This window comes from Sphingomonas sp. 10B4 (assembly GCF_035019905.1).
In the GTDB taxonomy this organism is placed as follows: domain Bacteria; phylum Pseudomonadota; class Alphaproteobacteria; order Sphingomonadales; family Sphingomonadaceae; genus Sphingomonas; species Sphingomonas glacialis.
On the sequence record NZ_JASJVC010000033.1, the window covers coordinates 23,371 to 42,013 of the forward strand.

The following is an 18,643-nucleotide window of genomic DNA, read 5'->3' on the forward strand; positions in this document are numbered from 1 at the left end:
GTCATGCAGATCAGCGCGAAAATCTGTGGTCTCTCGACCCCCGAGACGCTCGACGCCGCGATCGACGGCGGCGCGAGCCATGTCGGATTCGTGTTCTATGCGCCGTCGCCCCGTACGCTATCGCGCGATCGTGCCGCGCAACTCGCGGCGCGCGTGCCAGCACATGTCCAGCGTGTCGGGGTGTTCGTCGACCCTGATGACGCGTTGCTCGACCGCGCGATCGCGGCTGGGCATCTCGACGTGCTGCAACTCCACAAAACCCCGGCTGCGCGCAGCGCCGCGATCAAGGCGCGGACCGGCCTGCCGCTGTGGAGCGCGGTCGCGGTGCGGACGCGCGCCGATTTGGCGGAGGCTGCAAACTTTGGCGGCGTCGCCGATCGGATCCTCTACGATGCCAAGACGCCGCCCGGTGCCGCGCTTCCCGGCGGGATGGGCGTGCGGTTCGACTGGAGCTTGCTCGAGGGCTTCCGGCATCCCTTGCCGTGGTTGCTGTCGGGCGGGCTCGATCCGGTCAATCTGCACGAGGCGGTGGCGATGACCGGCGCGACGCTGGTCGACGTCTCCTCGGGCGTCGAAAGCGCCCCGGGGATCAAGGATGTCACGAAAATCCGCGCGTTTCTACAGGCGGTAAGCGACCTCTAATCTTGAAGCCCTCTCCCATCCTTCATGGGAGAGGGTTGGGTGAGGGTCTTCTGTCTTCTTTCTTCGGCCGCGCACCCCGCCTCAAGAAAAAGACCCTCACCCAACCCTCCCCCGCGAAGGCGGGAGCGGGCTTTACGCCGCACCCGGCTCGACACGCCCGCGCCAGGTGCTAAACGGCACGGCATGAACGCTCCCAACTCCTTCCGCACCCAGCCAGACGAGCGCGGCCATTTCGGTGACTTCGGCGGCCGCTATGTCGCCGAGACGCTGATGCCGCTCGTGCTCGAGCTCGACACCGCCTATCGCGCCGCCAAGGCCGACCCGGCCTTCAAGGCGCAGTTCGACGATCTGCTCGAACATTATGTCGGCCGCCCGAGCCCGCTCTATTACGCCGAGCGCTTGACCGAAGCGCTGCGCGAATCCGCGCCCGGGGGCAAAGGCGCGCAAATCTGGTTCAAGCGCGACGAGCTCAATCACACCGGCGCGCACAAGATCAACAATTGCATCGGGCAGATCCTGCTCGCGATGCGCATGGGCAAGACGCGGATCATTGCCGAGACCGGCGCTGGCCAGCACGGCGTCGCCACCGCGACGGTCTGCGCGCGCTTCGGCCTGCCGTGCATCATCTACATGGGCGCCAAGGACATCGAGCGGCAGGCCTCCAACGTGTTCCGCATGAAGCTGCTCGGCGCCGAAGTCCGCCCGGTGACGAGCGGATCGCATTCGCTCAAGGATGCGATGAACGAGGGCATGCGCGACTGGGTCGCCAACGTCCACGACACGTTCTACATCATCGGCACCGCTGCCGGCCCGCATCCATACCCTGAGATGGTCCGCGATTTCCAAAGCGTGATCGGCATCGAGGCACGCGCGCAGATGCTCTCGCGGATTAACCGCCTGCCCGACATGCTCGTCGCGGCGATCGGCGGCGGGTCGAACGCGATCGGGCTGTTCCATCCTTTCCTCGACGATAGCGACGTCATGATGCTCGGCGTCGAAGCGGCGGGTCGCGGGCTCGACAAGGAGCATGCGGCGTCGCTCGCCGGCGGCGCGCCGGGCATCCTCCACGGCAACAAGACCTATCTGCTGCAGGACGAAGACGGCCAGATCACAGAGGCGCATTCAATCTCGGCCGGGCTCGACTATCCGGGCATTGGCCCCGAGCACAGCTGGCTGCACTCGATCGGCCGCGTCGAATACACCTCGATCACCGACACCGAGGCGCTCGATGCGTTCCAGCTGCTGTGCCGCACCGAGGGCATCATCCCCGCTTTGGAACCATCCCACGCCATCGCCGCGGTGGCGAAGCGCGCGCGCGAAATGGACCGCGACCAGATCATCCTCGCGAACCTGTGCGGGCGCGGCGACAAGGACATCTTCACCGTCGCCGAGGCGCTCGGGGTGGCGCTATGAGCGCCGTCCAGAAGGCATCGTCACCCCGGCCTTGTGCCGGGGTCCACCAAGCCGCAAACTCCCCAGTCCGACACTCTTGCGTTGCGCTCGCTGCACAGTGGACCCCGGCACAAGGCCGGGGTGACGACCGATGAGTAACCGCCTCGCCGCCGCCTTCGCCAAGGGCCACCCCGCGCTCGTCACCTTCGTCACCGCCGGTGACGGCCCGACGCCTGCGATCCTCGACGCGCTCGTCGAGGGCGGCGCCGACGTGATCGAGCTCGGCATGCCGTTCACCGATCCGATGGCCGACGGCCCCGCGATCCAGGCGGCGAACATCCGCAGCTTGCTCGCCGGCACGCGCACCGCCGACATCCTCGCGATCGCGACCGACTTCCGCGCGCGCCACCCGGATACCCCGCTGGTCCTGATGGGCTATGCCAATCCGATGACGATCCGTGGCGGCGCGTGGTTCGCTGATGCCGCGCATGCAGCGGGCGTCGACGGCGTGATCTGCGTCGACATCCCGCCCGAGGAAGACCCCGAGCTCGGCCCCGCGCTGCGCGCCAAGGGCATCGCGCCGATCCGCCTCGCCACGCCGACCACCGACGCTGCCCGCCTCCCCGTCGTGCTCGATGGCGCAAACGGCTTCCTCTATTACGTCTCGGTCGCCGGCATCACCGGGCTGCAGCAGGCGGCGCAGACCTCGATCGACGAAGCGGTCAAGCGGCTTAAGGCGCATACCGACCTCCCCGTCGCGGTCGGCTTCGGCGTGCGCACGCCCGAACAAGCCGCCGCGATCGCCAAGGTCGCCGACGGCGTCGTCGTCGGCTCTGCGATCGTCGAACTCGTCGCCGAGCATGGCGCGGCCGCTCCGCACGCCGTGCGCGCCTATATCCAGTCCCTGTCGGCGGCGATCCGCACCGCCCGCGAAGGAGTTCCCGCATGAGCTGGCTCACCAGCGTCCGCAACGCGCTCGCCTATGTCGTCCCCGTCAAGAAAGAAACGCCCGACAATCTGTGGCACAAGTGCAAGAGCTGCGGGACGATGACGTTCCACAAGGAGCTCGAGGACAATCTCCACGTCTGCCCGCATTGCGACCATCATGATCGCATCGGGCCGCTGCTGCGCTTCGAATATGTGTTCGACAAAGGCAGCTACACGATCGTGCCGCTTCCCAAGGTGCCCGACGACCCGCTCAAGTTCCGCGACACCAAGCGCTATGTCGACCGCATCAAGGCCGCGCGCGTCGCAACGTCGGAAGGCGATGCGCTGATCACGGCGCGCGGGACGATCGAGGGCCGCAAGGCGGTGATCGGCGTCCAGGACTTCGCCTTCATGGGCGGATCGATGGGACTTGCGGTCGGCGAGGCGTTCATCCGCGGCGTCGAGACCGCGATCCAGGAGAATTGCCCGTACATCATCTTCACCGCCGCCGGCGGCGCGCGGATGCAGGAGGGCATTCTCAGCCTGATGCAGATGCCGCGCGCGACAGTGGCGATCGCGATGCTGCACGATGCCGGCCTGCCCTATATCGTTGTGCTGACCGATCCGACGACGGGCGGCGTCACCGCGAGCTATGCGATGCTCGGCGACGTCCAGATCGCCGAGCCGGGGGCGTTGATCGGTTTTGCTGGGCAACGCGTGATCGAGCAGACGATCCGCGAGAAGCTGCCCGACGGCTTCCAGCGCGCGGAATATCTGCTCGAGCATGGCATGATCGACATGGTCAAGCACCGCCGCGACATGCGCGCGACGCTGGCGAGCCTGATCGACTATCTGTGCGGCGCGAAGATCGCTGCGTAGCGCAACCAACGCCCCTTCCGCTTGCGGGAGGGGCCGGGGGTTGGGCGCGCTATGCACGCGCGCTACGCCTGCCGGGGTGGGCTAGCGCTCTCCACGCGCGTATCGATTGCTGATAGCGCGCGCCCACCCCCTACCCCCTCCCGCAAGCGGGAGTGGAGGAGTTGAAATGCCCGATCACGCAACTTCCACCGACTCAGCGGTCCAAGCCCAACTCGACCGGCTCTGGTCGCTTTCCCCCGGCGCGGACATCCTCGGGCTAGAGCGCATCACGGCGCTGCTCGACCGACTCGGTAATCCGCACCACCGCCTGCCCCCTGTGATCCATGTCGCGGGCACGAACGGCAAAGGCTCGACCTGCGCGTTCCTGCGTTCGGCGATCGAAGCGTCGGGGCTTACCGCGCACGTCTACACCAGCCCCCATCTGGTCCGCTTCAACGAGCGGATCCGCCTCGCCGGCACCCTCATCACCGACGACGCCCTCGCGATCTTACTCGCCGAAGTGCTCGATCACGCCGCCGACCTGACGGCGAGCTTCTTCGAAGTCACCACCGCCGCCGCGTTCCTCGCGTTCAGCCGCACGCCCGCCGACGTGTGCATCATCGAGGTCGGGCTCGGCGGCCGACTCGATGCGACCAACGTGGTGCCGGCGCCGATCGTCACCGGGATCGCGCAACTCGGGATCGATCATCAGAGCTTTCTCGGTGAAACGCTCGGGGAGATCGCGGGCGAAAAGGCCGGGATCGCCAAGTCCGGTGTTCCGCTCGTCACGATGCGCTATCCCGCGCCGATCGCAACACGCGTCGCTGCGGTCGCGCGGACGGCCGGAGCCAAGCCAGCGCCCGCGGGCGACGACTGGCACTTCACGGTGGAAAGCGATCGCCTGATCTATACCGACGCCAATGGGACGATCGAAACCCCGCTCCCGCGCATGGCGGGCCCGCACCAGCCCGAGAACCTTGCGCTCGCCATAGCGCTGCTGCGGCATCAATCCACGCTTGCGATCCCAGCCGACGCCTATCGCATCGCCGCCGAGACGACGCACTGGCCCGCGCGGATGCAGCGGCTCCACCCCGGCCCGCTACTCGACCAGCTTCCAGCAGGCAGCCAGCTGTGGCTCGACGGCGGTCACAACCCTGCCGCAGCACAGGCGATCGCAGCCGCACTCGATACGATCGCACATCCCGCCGTCGGGCGGAGCGAAGTGCATCTCGTGCTCGGCATGCTCGCGAACAAGGATCCGGTCGGGCTGCTCACCCCGTTCGCGCGACTGGCGACGACGCTTCACGCGGTGCCCGTCCCGAACCACGAGCATCACGCGCCCGCTGCGCTCGCCGCGGTTGCGCATGACCTCGGGATCGCAGCCCATACCAGTGCCGACATTGCCGGTGCGTTGCGCGACATCACGACGATCGCCGATCCGGCGGAACCGCCGATCGTGCTGATTCTGGGCTCGCTCTACCTCGCCGGGGAAGCGCTTTCGGCGAATCTCGAGGCGCCAGACTGACGCTTTTTTATTGCGATTGACTTGCAATAGCGAATGCCAGAGGATGCTCCCAGTAACGGAGCATCCCCTCATGAGTCTCAGCCCAGCCCCCTCGCCCAGCCCCGCACAGCGCCCGTCGGCGCTCGCCGCCAGCTTGCCGAATGCGATGCCGGAAGACCCGAATGCGCGCTTGCTGCTGTTCGCGTTCCGCCGGCTCGGCGCGAACGGCCTCAACGACGCGCACGGCGCGCAGGCGTTGTTTCACAGCTTTGGCGCAGCGTTTCGCCGGCCGTTGCTGTTGCTGCGCACGATGATGGCCGATCTCGCGCATTCCGCGACTTGCCCGATCGCAATCGCGCCGTGCTGCTGTCTGCGGATGACGAGCGCCGAGGCCGCGATCCTGACGATCGTCGCCCGCGCCGAGACCGCCCCCGAAACCGCACGGCTGCTGCTCGGCGACTTGATCGGCGTGCGTCGCCCGGACGGCGTGCTCGCCAGCGTCACCGCGCTGGCGCAGGCGTTCGCCGATGCCGGGCGACCCGTTACGGCGTGACGCTGTCAGCCGGCCGGTCGCGCATCCTCGGTCTCGCCGACCGAGGCGTCGATCAGCCCCTTGCGGCTCATCCACCAGAACAGCAGCACGCCTGGTAGGGCCGCGACCGTCGTCAGCAGGTAGAAGTTCACATAGCCCATCGCGTCGATCAGACTGCCCGCGGTGGTGCCCGTCACGGCGCGCCCGACGATGCTCGTCGCCGCCGATATCAGCGCATATTGTGCCGCGGTGAAGCGCGAATTGGTCAGCGCCGAGAAATAGGCGACGACGGTCACGCCGCCGATCCCGCTCGAGAAATTCTCGAAGCCGATCGCGCCCGCCATGCCGAGGTTCGAATGCCCCGCCATCGCCAGCCCGGCAAAGCTGAGGTTCGACACCATCATCAGCACGAGCGAGATCAGCACCGAGCGCTTCATGCCCAGCCGCGTATAGATCAACCCGCCGATGAAGATGCCGACGAGATAGGCGAGGAAGCCGATCCACACGTCGTAAAAGGCGATCTCGTCATTGGTGAATTTGAGCGAGTCGAACAGCAGTCGGAAGGTCAGATTGGCGAGCGTGTCGCCGATCTTGTGGATCAGGATGAACAGCAAGACGAGCAAAGCGCCCTGCCGCTGGAAGAACTGCACGAACGGCCCGATGATCGACGCGCCGAGATTGGCCATCCCGCCGCGTGCATCGGGCTCGCGGTGCCGCGCGGGCTCGCCGTAGAGCAGGCCCGCGATCATCGCGGGAAGCGCGAACAGGCCGCACAGCAGATAGGCGTTCGACCAGCCGAAGCGCGCCGCGACGACCAGAGCGAGCGCGCCCGCGCCCGCCGACCCAAGCCGCCAGCCATATTGCGACATGCCCGAGCCGACGCCCAATTGCCGCGGCTCGAGGATTTCGATGCGATACGCGTCGATCACGATGTCGAAGGTCGCGCCCGCCGCGCCGACCAGGATCGCTGCGATCGCGGTCGCGTAAATATCGGCCTTGGGATCGACCAAAGCGAGGTTGGCGACCGCCGCCATCACCAGCAGCCCGGCGACGATCAGCCACGACACACGCTGCCCGAGCCGCCCGATCAGCGGGAGATGCACGCCATCGACGACCCACGCCCAGATCCATTTGAGATTGTAGACCAGGAAGGCGAGGCTGAACGCGGTGACGGTCGACTTGGTGATGCCGCTCTGCGCCAACCGCGTCGTCAGCGTCGCGCCGATCATCGCGAACGGGAAGCCCGACGAGATCCCCAATGCCAGCGCGGCGAGCGGTGCCTTTTCAAGATACGGCCGGACACCGTCCCACCAATTCGGGTCGCGCCCGGTCACCGCATCCATTCGTCACTCGCCCCTTGCTCGTTAAAGCGCGAGACTAGCGGTAAATCACGTCGGAGGAACCTCCCAATCGTCACCCCGGCGCGGACCGGGGCGAGCGATCAGCTTACGGCCACGAACAAACTGAAGCCGTCGGGCATCCGCTTGGGCTTCTTCCCCTCGAGCACGGCTTCGATTGCGGCAATCGCCGCGAGCAAATCACGCTGCGCATAGGGCTTCGCCAGGCACCCTGCGGCGACTTCACGCCCGCCCTCGGGGCAAGAGCCCGTCACGAACAGCACCGGCACGCCGACGCCATGCGCCGCGCGCGCGACGTCGAGCCCGCTGCCATCGGCCAAGCTGATGTCGACCAGCACCAGATCGATCTCGCGCTCGCGCCCGATGACCACAAGCGCATCGGCGACGCGGTCGACCGTCGCCACCACAGAATATTCGGCATCGCGCAGGAAATGCTCGGTGTCGAACGCCACCAACGGCTCGTCTTCGACAAGCAAGAGGTTGGAAATCCGCCGCTTCTTCTTCGCGAAAAGCATCGCAGGAAATACCCGTCTTTTTTCTGAGGCCACCACAATGGTAGCGCGCGCACCGCCCTCGTTACGCACCCGTGCCTTAACGCGCGGCTACGAGATTGGGCACACATTATTTTGTGCGCACAACATGAGATAAATTGGGTATCAGGCAAGTGTGTCCAAGCCCCCTACCCCAATAGACCGCTCGAACGAGCCCCCGCGACCTTCGACGCGACCCAAAGACGAACAGAGGATCGCAAAACTGCTCGCGCGCGCCGGCGTCGCGTCTCGGCGTGAAGTCGAACGCATGATCGCCGAAGGGCGCGTCGCGCTCGATGGCGTCGTGCTCGATACGCCGGCGACGATCCTGCAATCGCTCACCGGGGTGACCGTCGATGGCGAGCCGATCGCCGCGCCTGCCGCTGCACGGCTGTTCCTCTATCACAAGCCGCCCGGCCTGCTCGTCACCGAGCGCGATCCCGCCGGGCGCCAGACGATCTACGACCAGCTGCCCGACGATCTGCCGCGGCTCGTGCCCGTCGGCCGGCTCGATCTCAACACCGAGGGCTTGCTCCTCATGACCACCGATGGCGAGTTGAAGCGCCAGCTCGAGCTGCCCGCCACCGGCGTCGAGCGTGCGTACCGCGCCCGCGCCTATGGCCCGATCACGCAGGAGCAGCTCGAGGAGCTGATCCACGGCGTCGAGATCGAGGGCATTCGCTACGGCTCGATCAACGCCAATCTCGAGCGCCGCACCGGCGCCAACGTGTGGATCGAGATGATCCTGACCGAGGGCAAGAATCGCGAAGTGCGCCGCGTGCTCGAATATCTCGGGCTCAAGGTCTCGCGCCTGATCCGCACGCGCTACGGCCCGTTCCTGCTCGGCGATCTCGCGGTCGGCGAGATTGGCGAGGTTAAGCAGCACGACGTCGTCAGCTTCCGCAAGGATCCGACGCGGAAAGGTGGCGGCGAAGCCCCCAAGCTGGTCGAGAAGCCGCGCCGCGAGCAGCGCGGGCCGCAGCAGATTCCGTCCGCGCCAAAGGCCCCGACGCCCAAGCCGCAAACCGCGCGGCGCATCACCAAGACCTCGGCCAACCGCGCCGACAAGGCGGCGTTCGCCGAACCGACGCGCCAGGCGCAGCCCGGCCGCGATCCGGTCGTGCTGACCAAGGCCACCAAGGTGAAGCGCTTCTACGACGCCAAGCCGAAGGCCGGCACCGAACCCGTTGCCCCGCGCGCGATCGCGCCGGGCCAGCGCCCCAAGGTGTTCAGCCCCGAGCTCGGCCGCAACGTCCGCGCCAAGCCGGGCCGCACCGCCACGCCGACCGAGACCGCCGAGCGCAAACCCGCCAAGGCGACGCCGCGCACCGCGGGCAAGGCGCGCGCCGCGCCGTCGAAGCCGGCGCGCGTGAAGATCCACAAGAGCCGGACCAGGAAGTAAGATGCGCATCATTGCCGGAAAATGGCGCGGTCGCCCGCTCGTCGCGCCCAAGGGCGAAGCGACTCGCCCGACTGCCGACCGCGTGCGCGAGGCGCTGTTCTCGATGCTCACCAGCCGCGTCGGTAGCTTCGAGGAATTGGCGGTCGCCGATTTCTTCGCGGGCTCGGGGGCGCTCGGGATCGAGGCGCTGTCGCGCGGCGCCGCGTCGTGCATCTTCGTCGAGCAGGACAAGCCCGCGCTCGATGCGCTGCGCGTGAACTTGACCAAATTGGGCGGCGCGAAGGAAATCGGCGCCGACGTGCGCGCGCAGTCGGTGCTGGCGCTGGGGCTCGCCGCCAAGCCGCTCGATCTGATCGTGATGGACCCGCCCTATGACAGCGGCGCGGGCGCGGTTGCGCTCGACAAACTCAACCGGCTGGGGTGGATCGGCGAGGCGACGTGGATCAGCATCGAGACCGCCAAGGCCGAGCTGGTCGAGGTGGCCGGGTTCGTCGAGGACGTTTCGCGCGTGCACGGCAAGGCGCGGATCACGCTGCTGCGGCGGGCTTGAACAGATAAGCCCCTCCCCTAAAGGGGAGGGGCTTTAGATTAGCTCAAACGTGATGCGACAGCCCGAAAAGCGTCAGCATCAGCCAGTACAGCCCGCCCGACAGCGCCATTGCCGCGGGCAGCGTCAGCACCCACGCCAGCGCCATGTTGCGCAGCGTCGTGATCTGCAGCCCGGCGCCATTCGCCACCGAGGCACCCGCCACGCCGCTCGTCAGGATGTGCGTCGTCGACACCGGGACCGCGATGAAATCGGCCCCGGCGATCGTCGCCGCAGCGACGATTTCGGCAGCGGCACCCATGCCGTACGTCAAATGCGTCTTGCCGATCCGCTCGCCGACGGTGACGACGATCCGCTTCCAGCCGATCATCGTGCCGAGCCCGAGCGCGATCGCGACGATGATCTTCACCCAATACGGAATGTAGCGCGTGCCATGCTCGAGATTGGTCGCATAGCTGTTGATCGATTTCAGCTCGGCGGGCGCGAAGGTCTTCGACGCCTTGTCCTTGTCCTTGACCGCGAGCTTGATCGTATCGAGCGCGAGATACATGTCGTTGCGCAAATTGGGCGTCGCCGCGGCCGGCACTTTCTGCAGCGTGCCATAGCCCTCGATGCGCTGGCTGACGTCGCGTGACAGCGTATCGATCGCGCCGAACACCTGCGGCGACAGCACCTCGCGCACGCGCAGCGCCTTGGTCAGCGTCGTGCGCGCCGCGTCCACCGTCCCGTCCGGAGCATCGCCAGCATGCGCGCGGAATGCGCCGGCGGCCTGGTTGGCGGTCTGGACGAAGGCGGGCATGTCGCGCTCGGGCATCGTGCGATTGAGCGCATAGGCGGTCGGCGCGCAGCCGATCAGGATGAGCATGATGAGGCCCATGCCCTTCTGCCCGTCATTGCTGCCGTGGAAGAAACTCACCGCGGTGCACGTGCCGATCAGCAGCGCACGGATCCCCGGCGGCGGCGGCGTCTGGCCCTCGGGCTCGGCATACAGCTTGGGGTTCCGGATGACGCGCTTCATCAGCCACAGGAGCGCGAGCGCACCGGCAAAGCCCATCAGCGGGCTGAAAAACAGTCCCTTGAAGACGTTGAGCGCTTGCGACCAATCGACCCCCGACGTGCCGCCGGTGTTCGCGGCGATCAACTGGTTGGCGAAGCCGACGCCGAGCACCGAGCCGATCAGAGCATGGCTCGACGAATTGGGAAGCCCGACATACCAGGTGCCGAGGTTCCACAGCACCGCGGCGAACAGCAGCGCGAAGATCATCGCGAACCCGGCGTTGCTGCCGACATGCAGGATCAGGTCGACCGGCAGCAGCGTGACGATCGTATAAGCGACCGCCCCGCTCGACAGCAGCACGCCGAGCAGATTGCAGCATCCCGACCACACCACCGCAACGGGTGCGGGGAGCGAGTGGGTATAGATGACGGTGGCAACGGCATTGGCAGTGTCGTGGAAGCCGTTGACGAATTCGAACCCCAGCGCGATCAGCAGCGCGAGCCCGAGAAACGCGAAGGTGCCGAGCGCCAGCCCCTCGCCGACGTTCGCGGTGTCGGTGAAGATGCTGTACGCGGCATAGGCGATCCCGGCGAACAGCACGCCGAAGAAGATCCAGCGCCCCGCGGGATGAAGTTTATGGTCGAGCCTTGGCCCATGCGATGCGTCCGTCGCCGATTCGGGGGACGCGAGAAAGGTGGTCGCCATGTCCCCTAAGGCCTTCGCTGGGTTCTGTTACGGTATGATGACAGCGCGCGGCTCGCGTGCCGCATCGGTGCCGCCGAGTCGGGAGCCAGCGCCCGGAAAATCGCGCTATTTCAAGCAACGGTCGGCTCGTAGCCCGGCGCGACCTCGAGGATTCACCGCGAGCGTCGACTCCGGTAGGCGATGCCGGGTGCATGGCGTAATGCGATTTGCGTATCGCGCCGCCGCGCTCTAAAGCGTTTCGACGCGACCGGGGGGCGCAGGAGAGATTTGGGTGGGCACGGCTTTTATCGCGAGGGCGCAAGTCGATACTGCCGAGCCTCCGCTGATCGCTCCCCCCCCTGCCCCGTTCCAGCATCCACCGATTGCTGGCCCGCTGCGGATCCTCACCTATCTCTACAGTTTCGCGCCAGGCGGCGTCGAACGCGTTGCGGCACGGCTGCATGCGGCATGGAGCATGCGTGGTCTCGACGCGCAGGTCGTGCTCGCCGATGCCCGCGTAGCGCCACCGCATCCATTGCGCGCGACGCGGCAAGTCGGCGTTCGACCGGCGGCCGGCCAGCTCGCCGGGTTCGTCGCACTCGCGCGCGGGCTTCCCGCGATGATCGGGGTGGAGCGCCCCGACATCCTGTTCTGCGCGGGCAATACCTATACCGCGCTCGCGGTCGTGCTGCGCTTGCTGCTCGGGCGGAAATGCCCGCCGATCGTCGCGAAGATCAGCAACTGCCTCGAGCGCCCCGACATGTCGCCGCCGGTGCGCGCATTCTACCGCATCTGGCTGCGCATCCAGGGGCGCTACATCGACCATTTCGTTGCGATGGCGCCCGCGATGCGCGACGAAATCGCGCAGCGGACCGGGGTCGCGGTCGACCGGATCAGCGTCATCCCCGATCCGGCATTGTGCGCGGGCGATCTCGCCCGGCTCGCCGCCGCGCGCGATGCGGCATCGCGCGGTCGCCCCGGCCGCCATTATCTCGCGGTCGGTCGGCTTGCACCGCAGAAGAATTTCGCGCTGCTGCTCGAGGCGTTCGCGCGCGTCGTGACGCCAGGCGATACGCTGACGATCCTCGGCGAAGGGCTCGAACGCGCGAGCCTCGAACGACTCGCGGCGTCGCTCGGGATTGCCGGCGCGGTGCACATGCCGGGGCATACCGACCCGCTCGACCGGTGGCTGGCGCAGGCCGACGTGTTCGTGCTGTCCTCGACCTATGAGGGCGTTCCCGCAGTGCTGATCGAGGCGCTGGCCGCCGGCTTGCCGATCGTCGCGACCGATTGCTGCGTCAGCATGCGCGATCTGCTCGGTCACGGTGCCTTCGGCGCGATCGTGCCGAAGGGCGATTGCGCGGCACTGGCGCGCGCGATGACGACCATTGCGCTCGACGATCGCGCAGTCGTCACGGCTCGGCGCGCCGCCGCCGCGGCGTTCACGGTCGAACATGCCGCCGACGCCTATCTCGACGTCATGCACACGCTCGCCGCACCACGCCGCGCGCTGGTGGCGGGCAGAGTCGACGCGCCCGCGCTCGCCGCCGAATAAGCGGAAGCGCTTGCCCGCGGGCGCGCCGTTCCCTACCTGTTCACCGATGAGTCTCCCCGCCCCTACCGATCAGGATCCGCCCTATCTGCGCGGCCTCAACGCGCCGCAGCGCGACGCCGTGCTCACCACCGAGGGCCCCGTGCTCGTCCTCGCCGGCGCGGGCACCGGCAAGACCGCTGCGCTCACCGCGCGGCTCGCGCACCTGCTCAACACGCGGAAGGCTTGGCCGAGCGAGATCCTCAGCGTAACCTTCACCAACAAGGCCGCGCGCGAGATGCGCCACCGTGTCGGCATGCTCGTCGGCGACGTGGTCGAGGGGATGCCGTGGCTCGGCACCTTCCACGCGATCGGCGCGAAGATGCTGCGCCGCCATGCCGAGCTGGTCGGGCTGCAGAGCAATTTCACGATCCTCGACACCGACGACCAGCTGCGCCTGCTGAAACAGCTGATCCTGGCCGCCGATCTCGACGAGAAGCGCTGGCCGGCCCGCTCGCTCGCCGGGCTGATCGACGGCTGGAAGAATAAGGGCCTCACGCCCGCCCAGATCGATGCCGGCGAGAGCGAACTCTACGCTAATGGCCGCGGGCAGGAACTCTATGCCGCCTATCAGGCACGCCTGGTGGCGCTCAACGCCTGCGATTTCGGCGACCTGCTGCTCCACATGCTCGTCATCCTGCAGCGCGACCGCGACGTGCTCGCCGACTATCAGCGCCGTTTCAAATACATCATGGTCGACGAGTATCAGGACACCAACAGCGTCCAGTATCTCTGGCTCCGCCTGCTCGCGCAGGAGCGCAAGAACATCGCCTGCGTCGGCGACGACGACCAGTCGATCTATTCGTGGCGCGGCGCGCAGGTCGAGAACATCCTCAAGTTCGAAAAGGATTTCCCGGGCGCCAAGATCATCCGGCTCGAGCAGAATTACCGCAGCACGCCGCACATCCTCGGCGCCGCCTCCGGCGTCATCGCCAACAATAGCGGCCGCCTCGGCAAGCAGCTGTGGACCGAGCTCGACGCGGGCGAGAAGGTCAAGGTGCTCGGCGTGTGGGACGGCCCCGAGGAAGCGCGTCGCGTCGGCGAGGAAATCGACAGCGTGCAACGCGGTGGCAAGTCGCTCGACGAGATCGCGATCCTGGTGCGCGCGCAGCACCAGACGCGCGAGTTCGAGGACCGCTTCATCGCGACCGGCATCAACTACCGCATCGTCGGCGGTTTCCGCTTCTACGAACGCGCCGAGATTCGCGACGCGCTCGCCTATCTGCGCGTCGTCGCGCAGCCGGCGGACGATCTCGCCTTTGACCGCATCGTCAACGTCCCCAAGCGCGGCCTCGGCGACAAGGCGGTCGCCAAGATCCACCAGCTCGCGCGCGCGCAGAACGCCCCGCTCGTCACCGCCGCCGCGCGGCTGCTCGACACCGACGAGCTGAGCGGCGCGGCGCGCAAATCGCTCGGCAATCTCGTGATCGACATGGCGCGGTGGCGCGCGCAGGTGACCGAGCTGCCGCATGGCGAGCTCGCGCGGATCATCCTCGACGAGAGCGGCTATACCGCCGCTCTCCAGGCCGAGAAATCGGTCGAGGCGGCGGGGCGCCTCGAGAACCTCACCGAACTCGTCCGCGCGATGGAGGAATATGAGACGCTCGGCGCCTTCCTCGAACACGTCTCGCTGGTGATGGACAATGAGGCCGCGGCCGAGGAGCCCAAGGTCACGATCATGACGATCCACGCCGCCAAGGGCCTCGAATACGACACGGTGTTCCTGGTCGGCTGGGAGGAAGGGCTGTTCCCCTCGCAGCGCTCGCTCGACGAGGGCGGCACCAAGAGCCTCGAGGAGGAACGCCGGCTCGCCTATGTCGCGATCACTCGCGCACGCCGTCGCGCGATCATCCTCCACGCCGCCAACCGCCGCATCTACGGCCAGTGGACGAGCAGCATCCCGAGCCGCTTCGTCGGCGAACTTCCGCCCGAGCATATCGAGGCCGAGTCGAGCATGGCGGGCGGCGAGAGCCTGTGGCGTGCCAATTGGTCCGAACGCGCCGATCCCTTCGCCGACGTCGCGCGCGGCACCGGCCGCGGCCCCGGCTGGCAGCGCGCGGCGGGCGTCGATTCCGCCAAGCCCGGCGGTGGCTACACGAACCGGACTTTCACGCGCGAGCCAAGCCGCGTCCAGGAATCGCGCGCTTCGGCGGTGAGCCTCGGCAACAAGGGCCGCGCCGACGTCTCGGTCGGGATGCGCGTGTTCCACCAGAAGTTCGGCTATGGCGCGATCGCCGAGATCGAGGGCAACAAGCTCGAGATCGACTTCGAGAGCGCCGGGCGCAAACGCGTGATGGATACGTTCGTGACGGTAGAGGCGTAGCCGCGACCGCAATCGTCGCCCCGGCGCCGGCCGGGGCCGCCAGGTCGGGCGCGAGACGCGAAGACGCTGTAAAGCGAGGAGACCGGACACCACCGGCGCGCTATCGCACTGCGCGGTACGGCTCGCCGAGCCCGCGTCCGCGCAACGCGTCTTACCAGCGCCTAGCGCGCGACCGCCCGCACCGGCACCATTACGTTGCACAGATCCGTCGCACCCGCGGGCACCGTGAAGAACGGCCCGCCGCGATTGGCCCGCGCCTCGAGCGTCGCTGCGAAGACGGGCGCGTCGGGGCGCAGATATTCAAACGCCGGCCGGTCCGCCGCGGGCAGATCGGCCGCGATCGCAATCCGCTTGATCGGCACGCGTTGCTTTGGATCCTCGTACAGCCCGAGCCCCCCGCCCGTCCCGCGCGGCAAGGCCGAGAGCGCCGCCATCCCGTCGATCACGCGCCCGACCAGCGCGATATTGCGGTCGAGATGGCGCGGGGCGTGCCCGATCACGGTATAGAGATCGCCCCCCGTCCCGGTATCGGGCGCAAGGTCGCGCGCGACGCCGACCATCCCGTAGCAATGCGGCAACCACTGCCGCGCACCATCGCCCGCGACCGCCCAGCCGCTTGGGGTAAAGCCGGTCCGGGTAGCATAGGCATCGCGATACGGATTGTCGACGGCTGCGCCATGCGCGCCCCACGCCCATTCATATTCGGCGGGCGGCTTGGCGGTGACCCCAGCGGCGGGCGGCTTCTTCTCGGTCGCATCGCCCCATTGCGTGACGTAATTGTCCTGCACGCGGTAGACGGTCGCGTCCTTCCACCAACCGCTCCGCGCGATCGTGCGGATATTAGCGACATGCACTGGCGCGAACGCCGGGGCGAGCCAGATCACGCTGCGATGCCCGTCGGCAAAGTCGATCAGCAGCAGATCCTGCGGGTCGATCGCGCCCCAGGCACTCGCCGGAGCGGCGGCGGCGAGCTGCGCCGCGGTCGGCTTCGGGGCGGGCGCGGGCGTGGGCGCGGGGGCGGCCTGGGCGGCGGCGAGCAGGGCGAAAAGCGGTAGCAGCATCGGCATCCCGCCAACCTGCCCGCTCGTCACGGCGGCGGCAATCCCTGTCGCGCGCAGCAGAATGCTTGCACAGCGGGCAGCGACGCTCTAGGGCCACCCTCCTGTCCAGGACATGCGGAGCGGTGGCCGAGTGGTCGAAGGCGCTCGCCTGGAAAGTGAGTATACGTCAAAAGCGTATCGAGGGTTCGAATCCCTCCCGCTCCGCCATTATTCCGGTATAGTGTAGCAGACTAACCAAGCTACCTTTACCGTTCGGTATGATCCGTCTGCTATGGTCACACGCTGGTTCAGTAGCGGGTCGTCATGAGCATAACGAATTTTCGAGCGCCCTTGAAAACCGCCATGGGCTACTGGCTCTACGAGGCGAACGAACAAGCCGCGGAGATCGCACGCATCGAATCGCTTTTTGAGAGCCTGGCGGCCTTACGTGGGCGCGAAGAGCATCTTCGCCACGTTCTCGAGTGCGCCGACGTGGTCATGAAGGAGATCAATCCTAGTTGGACCATGGATGACCTAAAGCCGGTCCAGAAGCACGTGCGCAAAGCTCCCGGTCGATCCGGAGAGATTGCCCGTCTTACCCTCGACATTCTACGAGAAGCGCAGCCGCTCACCGCTCGAGAGATCGCTGTTAGGGCTATAAAGCGGTTAGGACAGGAAGACGCCGACAAGGAGACGGTGGAGCGCGTCTACAAGGCGGTAGAGGCTACGCTCCGAGCAAAATTGAAGAGCGGGCTGGTGCAGAACGACGGGAACTACGGTAGAAAATGGAAGATCGCGGTCTGACCCTTGTCAGGCCGCTTTCTTTTCCCGAACCTGGCGCTGCGCCCGCTGGAAGAAGTGCTTGGTGATCTCCTCACGCGCATCGGCGTCGGTCATCATGGCGCTCTTCATCTCATTGTCCCGTTGGAACGCGCGGATGGCACCGCGGAAGAACACATCCCGGAACGCGCGGTAGACCACGTCGTCCGAATTATTCTTGAGCATCTCGATCATGTTCTCGTCGAGGATCTCACGATTGACGCCCTCGAAGCGAATGAAGTCATCGGTCGAGAACTGCGCGCCGTGCTTTTCGTTGAAGTTCGAGATGATTTCCGACAGCGCCCTGTGCTCTTCCTCGGTATAGGGTTTCGCTGCGAACTCGCTAATCGGTGACAGCAAATCGTTGTCCCCCGCCGACAAAGACGCCGACCCCTTTTCCTTCTGCTCGACGCGAACGGCCTGAAGCCGAACCATCTCGTCGGTCACCTCAATATCGCCCGGCATCTCGCGATCCGGCAGCAGGCGGATCAGCCAGGACGCATAGCCATACAGTTTCTCAAGGTCCGTATCGCCCAGCATCATGATCTGGCTGAGGAAGCTGTAGAACCGCATATAGCTGCGCAGGAGCTGCCGGAATTCTTCCTGCCGGTCCTCGTCGTCGCCTTCAAAGCGCACCACCGCCTGCCGAACGAGGCCCTCCAAGCGTGCGCGGTCGTGACCGCTCAAGTCGCCCTTGTAGAAGGTTTCCGCGAACCGCTGGACCTCACCCTCGTCGATGATGCCGAACTGCTTCAGCCGGCGCTCCAGTGTATAAATCTGGTTCGGATCCGAGTTCGCTTCCAACGCCGTCACCTCGAAGAAGGGCCGGAAGGCGTTCTGGATGTCTTCGACGGTATTCTGGAAATCGAGGATGTAAGTGTGGTCCTTGCCCGGGAAGGTGCGGTTCAGCCGCGAAAGCGTCTGGACGGCCTGCAAGCCGGCCAGCTTGCGGTCGACATACATCGCGCTGAGCTTGGGCTGGTCGAAGCCCGTCTGATATTTCTCGGCGACGATCAGCACCTGGTAGTCGGGACCATCGAATTTCGCCGGAAGTTCGGTTTCCGCGAACCCATTGACCTCGGCCTCGGTGTAGACGTTTCCATCGACCTTTAACTCGCCTGAGAAGGCCACCAATGCGCGCATATCGTCGTAGCCGGCGTCCGCGATGTAAGTTTTGATGCCCTGATAATAGCGGAGAGCATGTTCCCGGCTCTGCGTCACCACCATGGCCTTCGCCTGGCTGTCGAGGCCATCCTGAACGTGGCGCCGGAAATGCTCGACCATCACTTCGACCTTCTGGCCGATAGCGGCTGGATGCATGGAGGCGAAGCGGGCGACGCGGCGGCGTGCCTGCAGGCTATTCAGTTCGGGATCGTCCTCGATAGTCTTTTCAAGCTGATAATACGCCTTGTAGGTCATGTATACTCCGTCTGCTTGACGACCCGCGAAATCGTCGCTCGCTCAAGCCATGATTCTGTAATCTGCAGGATCGATGAC

16 protein-coding genes and 1 tRNA gene are annotated in these 18,643 nt (G+C 66.5%); 12 read left to right on the top strand and 5 right to left on the bottom strand.

Features of this window, described 5'->3' with window-relative positions; translation table 11 throughout:
- The first annotated feature begins 3 nt into the window (after positions 1–3).
- The 6 genes from QN347_RS11445 to QN347_RS11470 all read left to right on the top strand — a co-directional run bounded on the left by QN347_RS11445 (position 4) and on the right by QN347_RS11470 (position 5,876).
- A complete protein-coding gene (locus QN347_RS11445; protein WP_322163112.1) occupies positions 4–642 on the top strand; it encodes a phosphoribosylanthranilate isomerase in 639 nt (212 codons plus the stop codon).
- 183 nt (positions 643–825) lie between these two features.
- Positions 826–2,055 (top strand): tryptophan synthase subunit beta, encoded by a 1,230-nt coding sequence (trpB, locus tag QN347_RS11450; RefSeq protein WP_322163110.1) that lies wholly within the window; start codon positions 826–828, stop codon positions 2,053–2,055.
- 130 nt (positions 2,056–2,185) lie between these two features.
- Positions 2,186–2,983 carry a tryptophan synthase subunit alpha gene (trpA, locus tag QN347_RS11455; protein WP_133188981.1) on the top strand — a complete coding sequence of 266 codons (798 nt, stop codon included), beginning with the start codon at positions 2,186–2,188 and terminating at the stop codon, positions 2,981–2,983.
- The gene (gene accD / locus QN347_RS11460) at positions 2,980–3,840 is read left to right on the top strand and encodes an acetyl-CoA carboxylase, carboxyltransferase subunit beta (protein ID WP_322163108.1); all 861 of its coding nucleotides are present in this window, start codon (positions 2,980–2,982) and stop codon (positions 3,838–3,840) included. The genes trpA and accD overlap by 4 nt, the downstream gene beginning before the upstream one ends.
- A 166-nt stretch (positions 3,841–4,006) precedes the next feature.
- Positions 4,007–5,344 carry a folylpolyglutamate synthase/dihydrofolate synthase family protein gene (locus QN347_RS11465; RefSeq protein WP_322163107.1) on the top strand — a complete coding sequence of 446 codons (1,338 nt, stop codon included), beginning with the start codon at positions 4,007–4,009 and terminating at the stop codon, positions 5,342–5,344.
- A gap of 70 nt (positions 5,345–5,414) precedes the next feature.
- Positions 5,415–5,876 (top strand): DUF6628 family protein, encoded by a 462-nt coding sequence (locus tag QN347_RS11470; RefSeq protein ID WP_322163106.1) that lies wholly within the window; start codon positions 5,415–5,417, stop codon positions 5,874–5,876.
- A 5-nt stretch (positions 5,877–5,881) separates the two neighbouring features.
- Here the strand turns inward: QN347_RS11470 and QN347_RS11475 are convergent, their stop codons facing one another.
- Positions 5,882–7,198 (bottom strand): AmpG family muropeptide MFS transporter, encoded by a 1,317-nt coding sequence (locus QN347_RS11475; protein ID WP_322163105.1) that lies wholly within the window; start codon positions 7,196–7,198, stop codon positions 5,882–5,884.
- Positions 7,199–7,296: 98 nt separating this feature from the next.
- On the bottom strand, positions 7,297–7,728 hold the full coding sequence (locus QN347_RS11480) for a response regulator (protein ID WP_322163103.1): 432 nt from the start codon (positions 7,726–7,728) through the stop codon (positions 7,297–7,299).
- A gap of 283 nt (positions 7,729–8,011) precedes the next feature.
- On the opposite strand from QN347_RS11480, the gene QN347_RS11485 reads away from it, so the two are divergent.
- Both QN347_RS11485 and rsmD read left to right on the top strand, forming a co-directional pair.
- Positions 8,012–9,145, top strand: coding sequence for a pseudouridine synthase (locus QN347_RS11485; RefSeq protein ID WP_322163102.1), 1,134 nt, complete (start codon positions 8,012–8,014; stop codon positions 9,143–9,145).
- A gap of 1 nt (position 9,146) precedes the next feature.
- On the top strand, positions 9,147–9,695 hold the full coding sequence (rsmD, locus tag QN347_RS11490; RefSeq protein WP_133188992.1) for a 16S rRNA (guanine(966)-N(2))-methyltransferase RsmD: 549 nt from the start codon (positions 9,147–9,149) through the stop codon (positions 9,693–9,695).
- A 43-nt stretch (positions 9,696–9,738) separates the two neighbouring features.
- On the opposite strand, the gene QN347_RS11495 is transcribed toward rsmD, so the two are convergent.
- Entirely contained in the window at positions 9,739–11,394 is a 1,656-nt protein-coding gene (locus tag QN347_RS11495) for an inorganic phosphate transporter (protein ID WP_322163100.1), read from the bottom strand.
- Between the two features lie 271 nt (positions 11,395–11,665).
- Between QN347_RS11495 and QN347_RS11500 the strand changes: the two genes are divergently transcribed.
- Together QN347_RS11500 and QN347_RS11505 are read left to right on the top strand one after the other, a co-directional pair.
- Positions 11,666–12,928, top strand: coding sequence for a glycosyltransferase (locus QN347_RS11500; protein WP_322163099.1), 1,263 nt, complete (start codon positions 11,666–11,668; stop codon positions 12,926–12,928).
- A 46-nt stretch (positions 12,929–12,974) separates the two neighbouring features.
- A complete protein-coding gene (locus QN347_RS11505; RefSeq protein ID WP_322163097.1) occupies positions 12,975–15,287 on the top strand; it encodes an ATP-dependent helicase in 2,313 nt (770 codons plus the stop codon).
- A gap of 161 nt (positions 15,288–15,448) precedes the next feature.
- Here the strand turns inward: QN347_RS11505 and QN347_RS11510 are convergent, their stop codons facing one another.
- The gene (locus QN347_RS11510) at positions 15,449–16,354 is read right to left on the bottom strand and encodes a peptidylprolyl isomerase (protein WP_322163095.1); all 906 of its coding nucleotides are present in this window, start codon (positions 16,352–16,354) and stop codon (positions 15,449–15,451) included.
- Positions 16,355–16,464: 110 nt separating this feature from the next.
- Here QN347_RS11510 and QN347_RS11515 point away from each other — a divergent pair.
- Together QN347_RS11515 and QN347_RS11520 are read left to right on the top strand one after the other, a co-directional pair.
- Positions 16,465–16,555, top strand: a tRNA-Ser gene (locus QN347_RS11515).
- Positions 16,556–16,651: 96 nt separating this feature from the next.
- Entirely contained in the window at positions 16,652–17,131 is a 480-nt protein-coding gene (locus QN347_RS11520) for a hypothetical protein (protein ID WP_323494030.1), read from the top strand.
- Positions 17,132–17,137: 6 nt separating this feature from the next.
- On the opposite strand, the gene QN347_RS11525 is transcribed toward QN347_RS11520, so the two are convergent.
- Positions 17,138–18,565 (bottom strand): type I restriction enzyme subunit R domain-containing protein, encoded by a 1,428-nt coding sequence (locus QN347_RS11525; RefSeq protein ID WP_322163092.1) that lies wholly within the window; start codon positions 18,563–18,565, stop codon positions 17,138–17,140.
- Between the last annotated feature and the right edge of the window lie 78 nt (positions 18,566–18,643).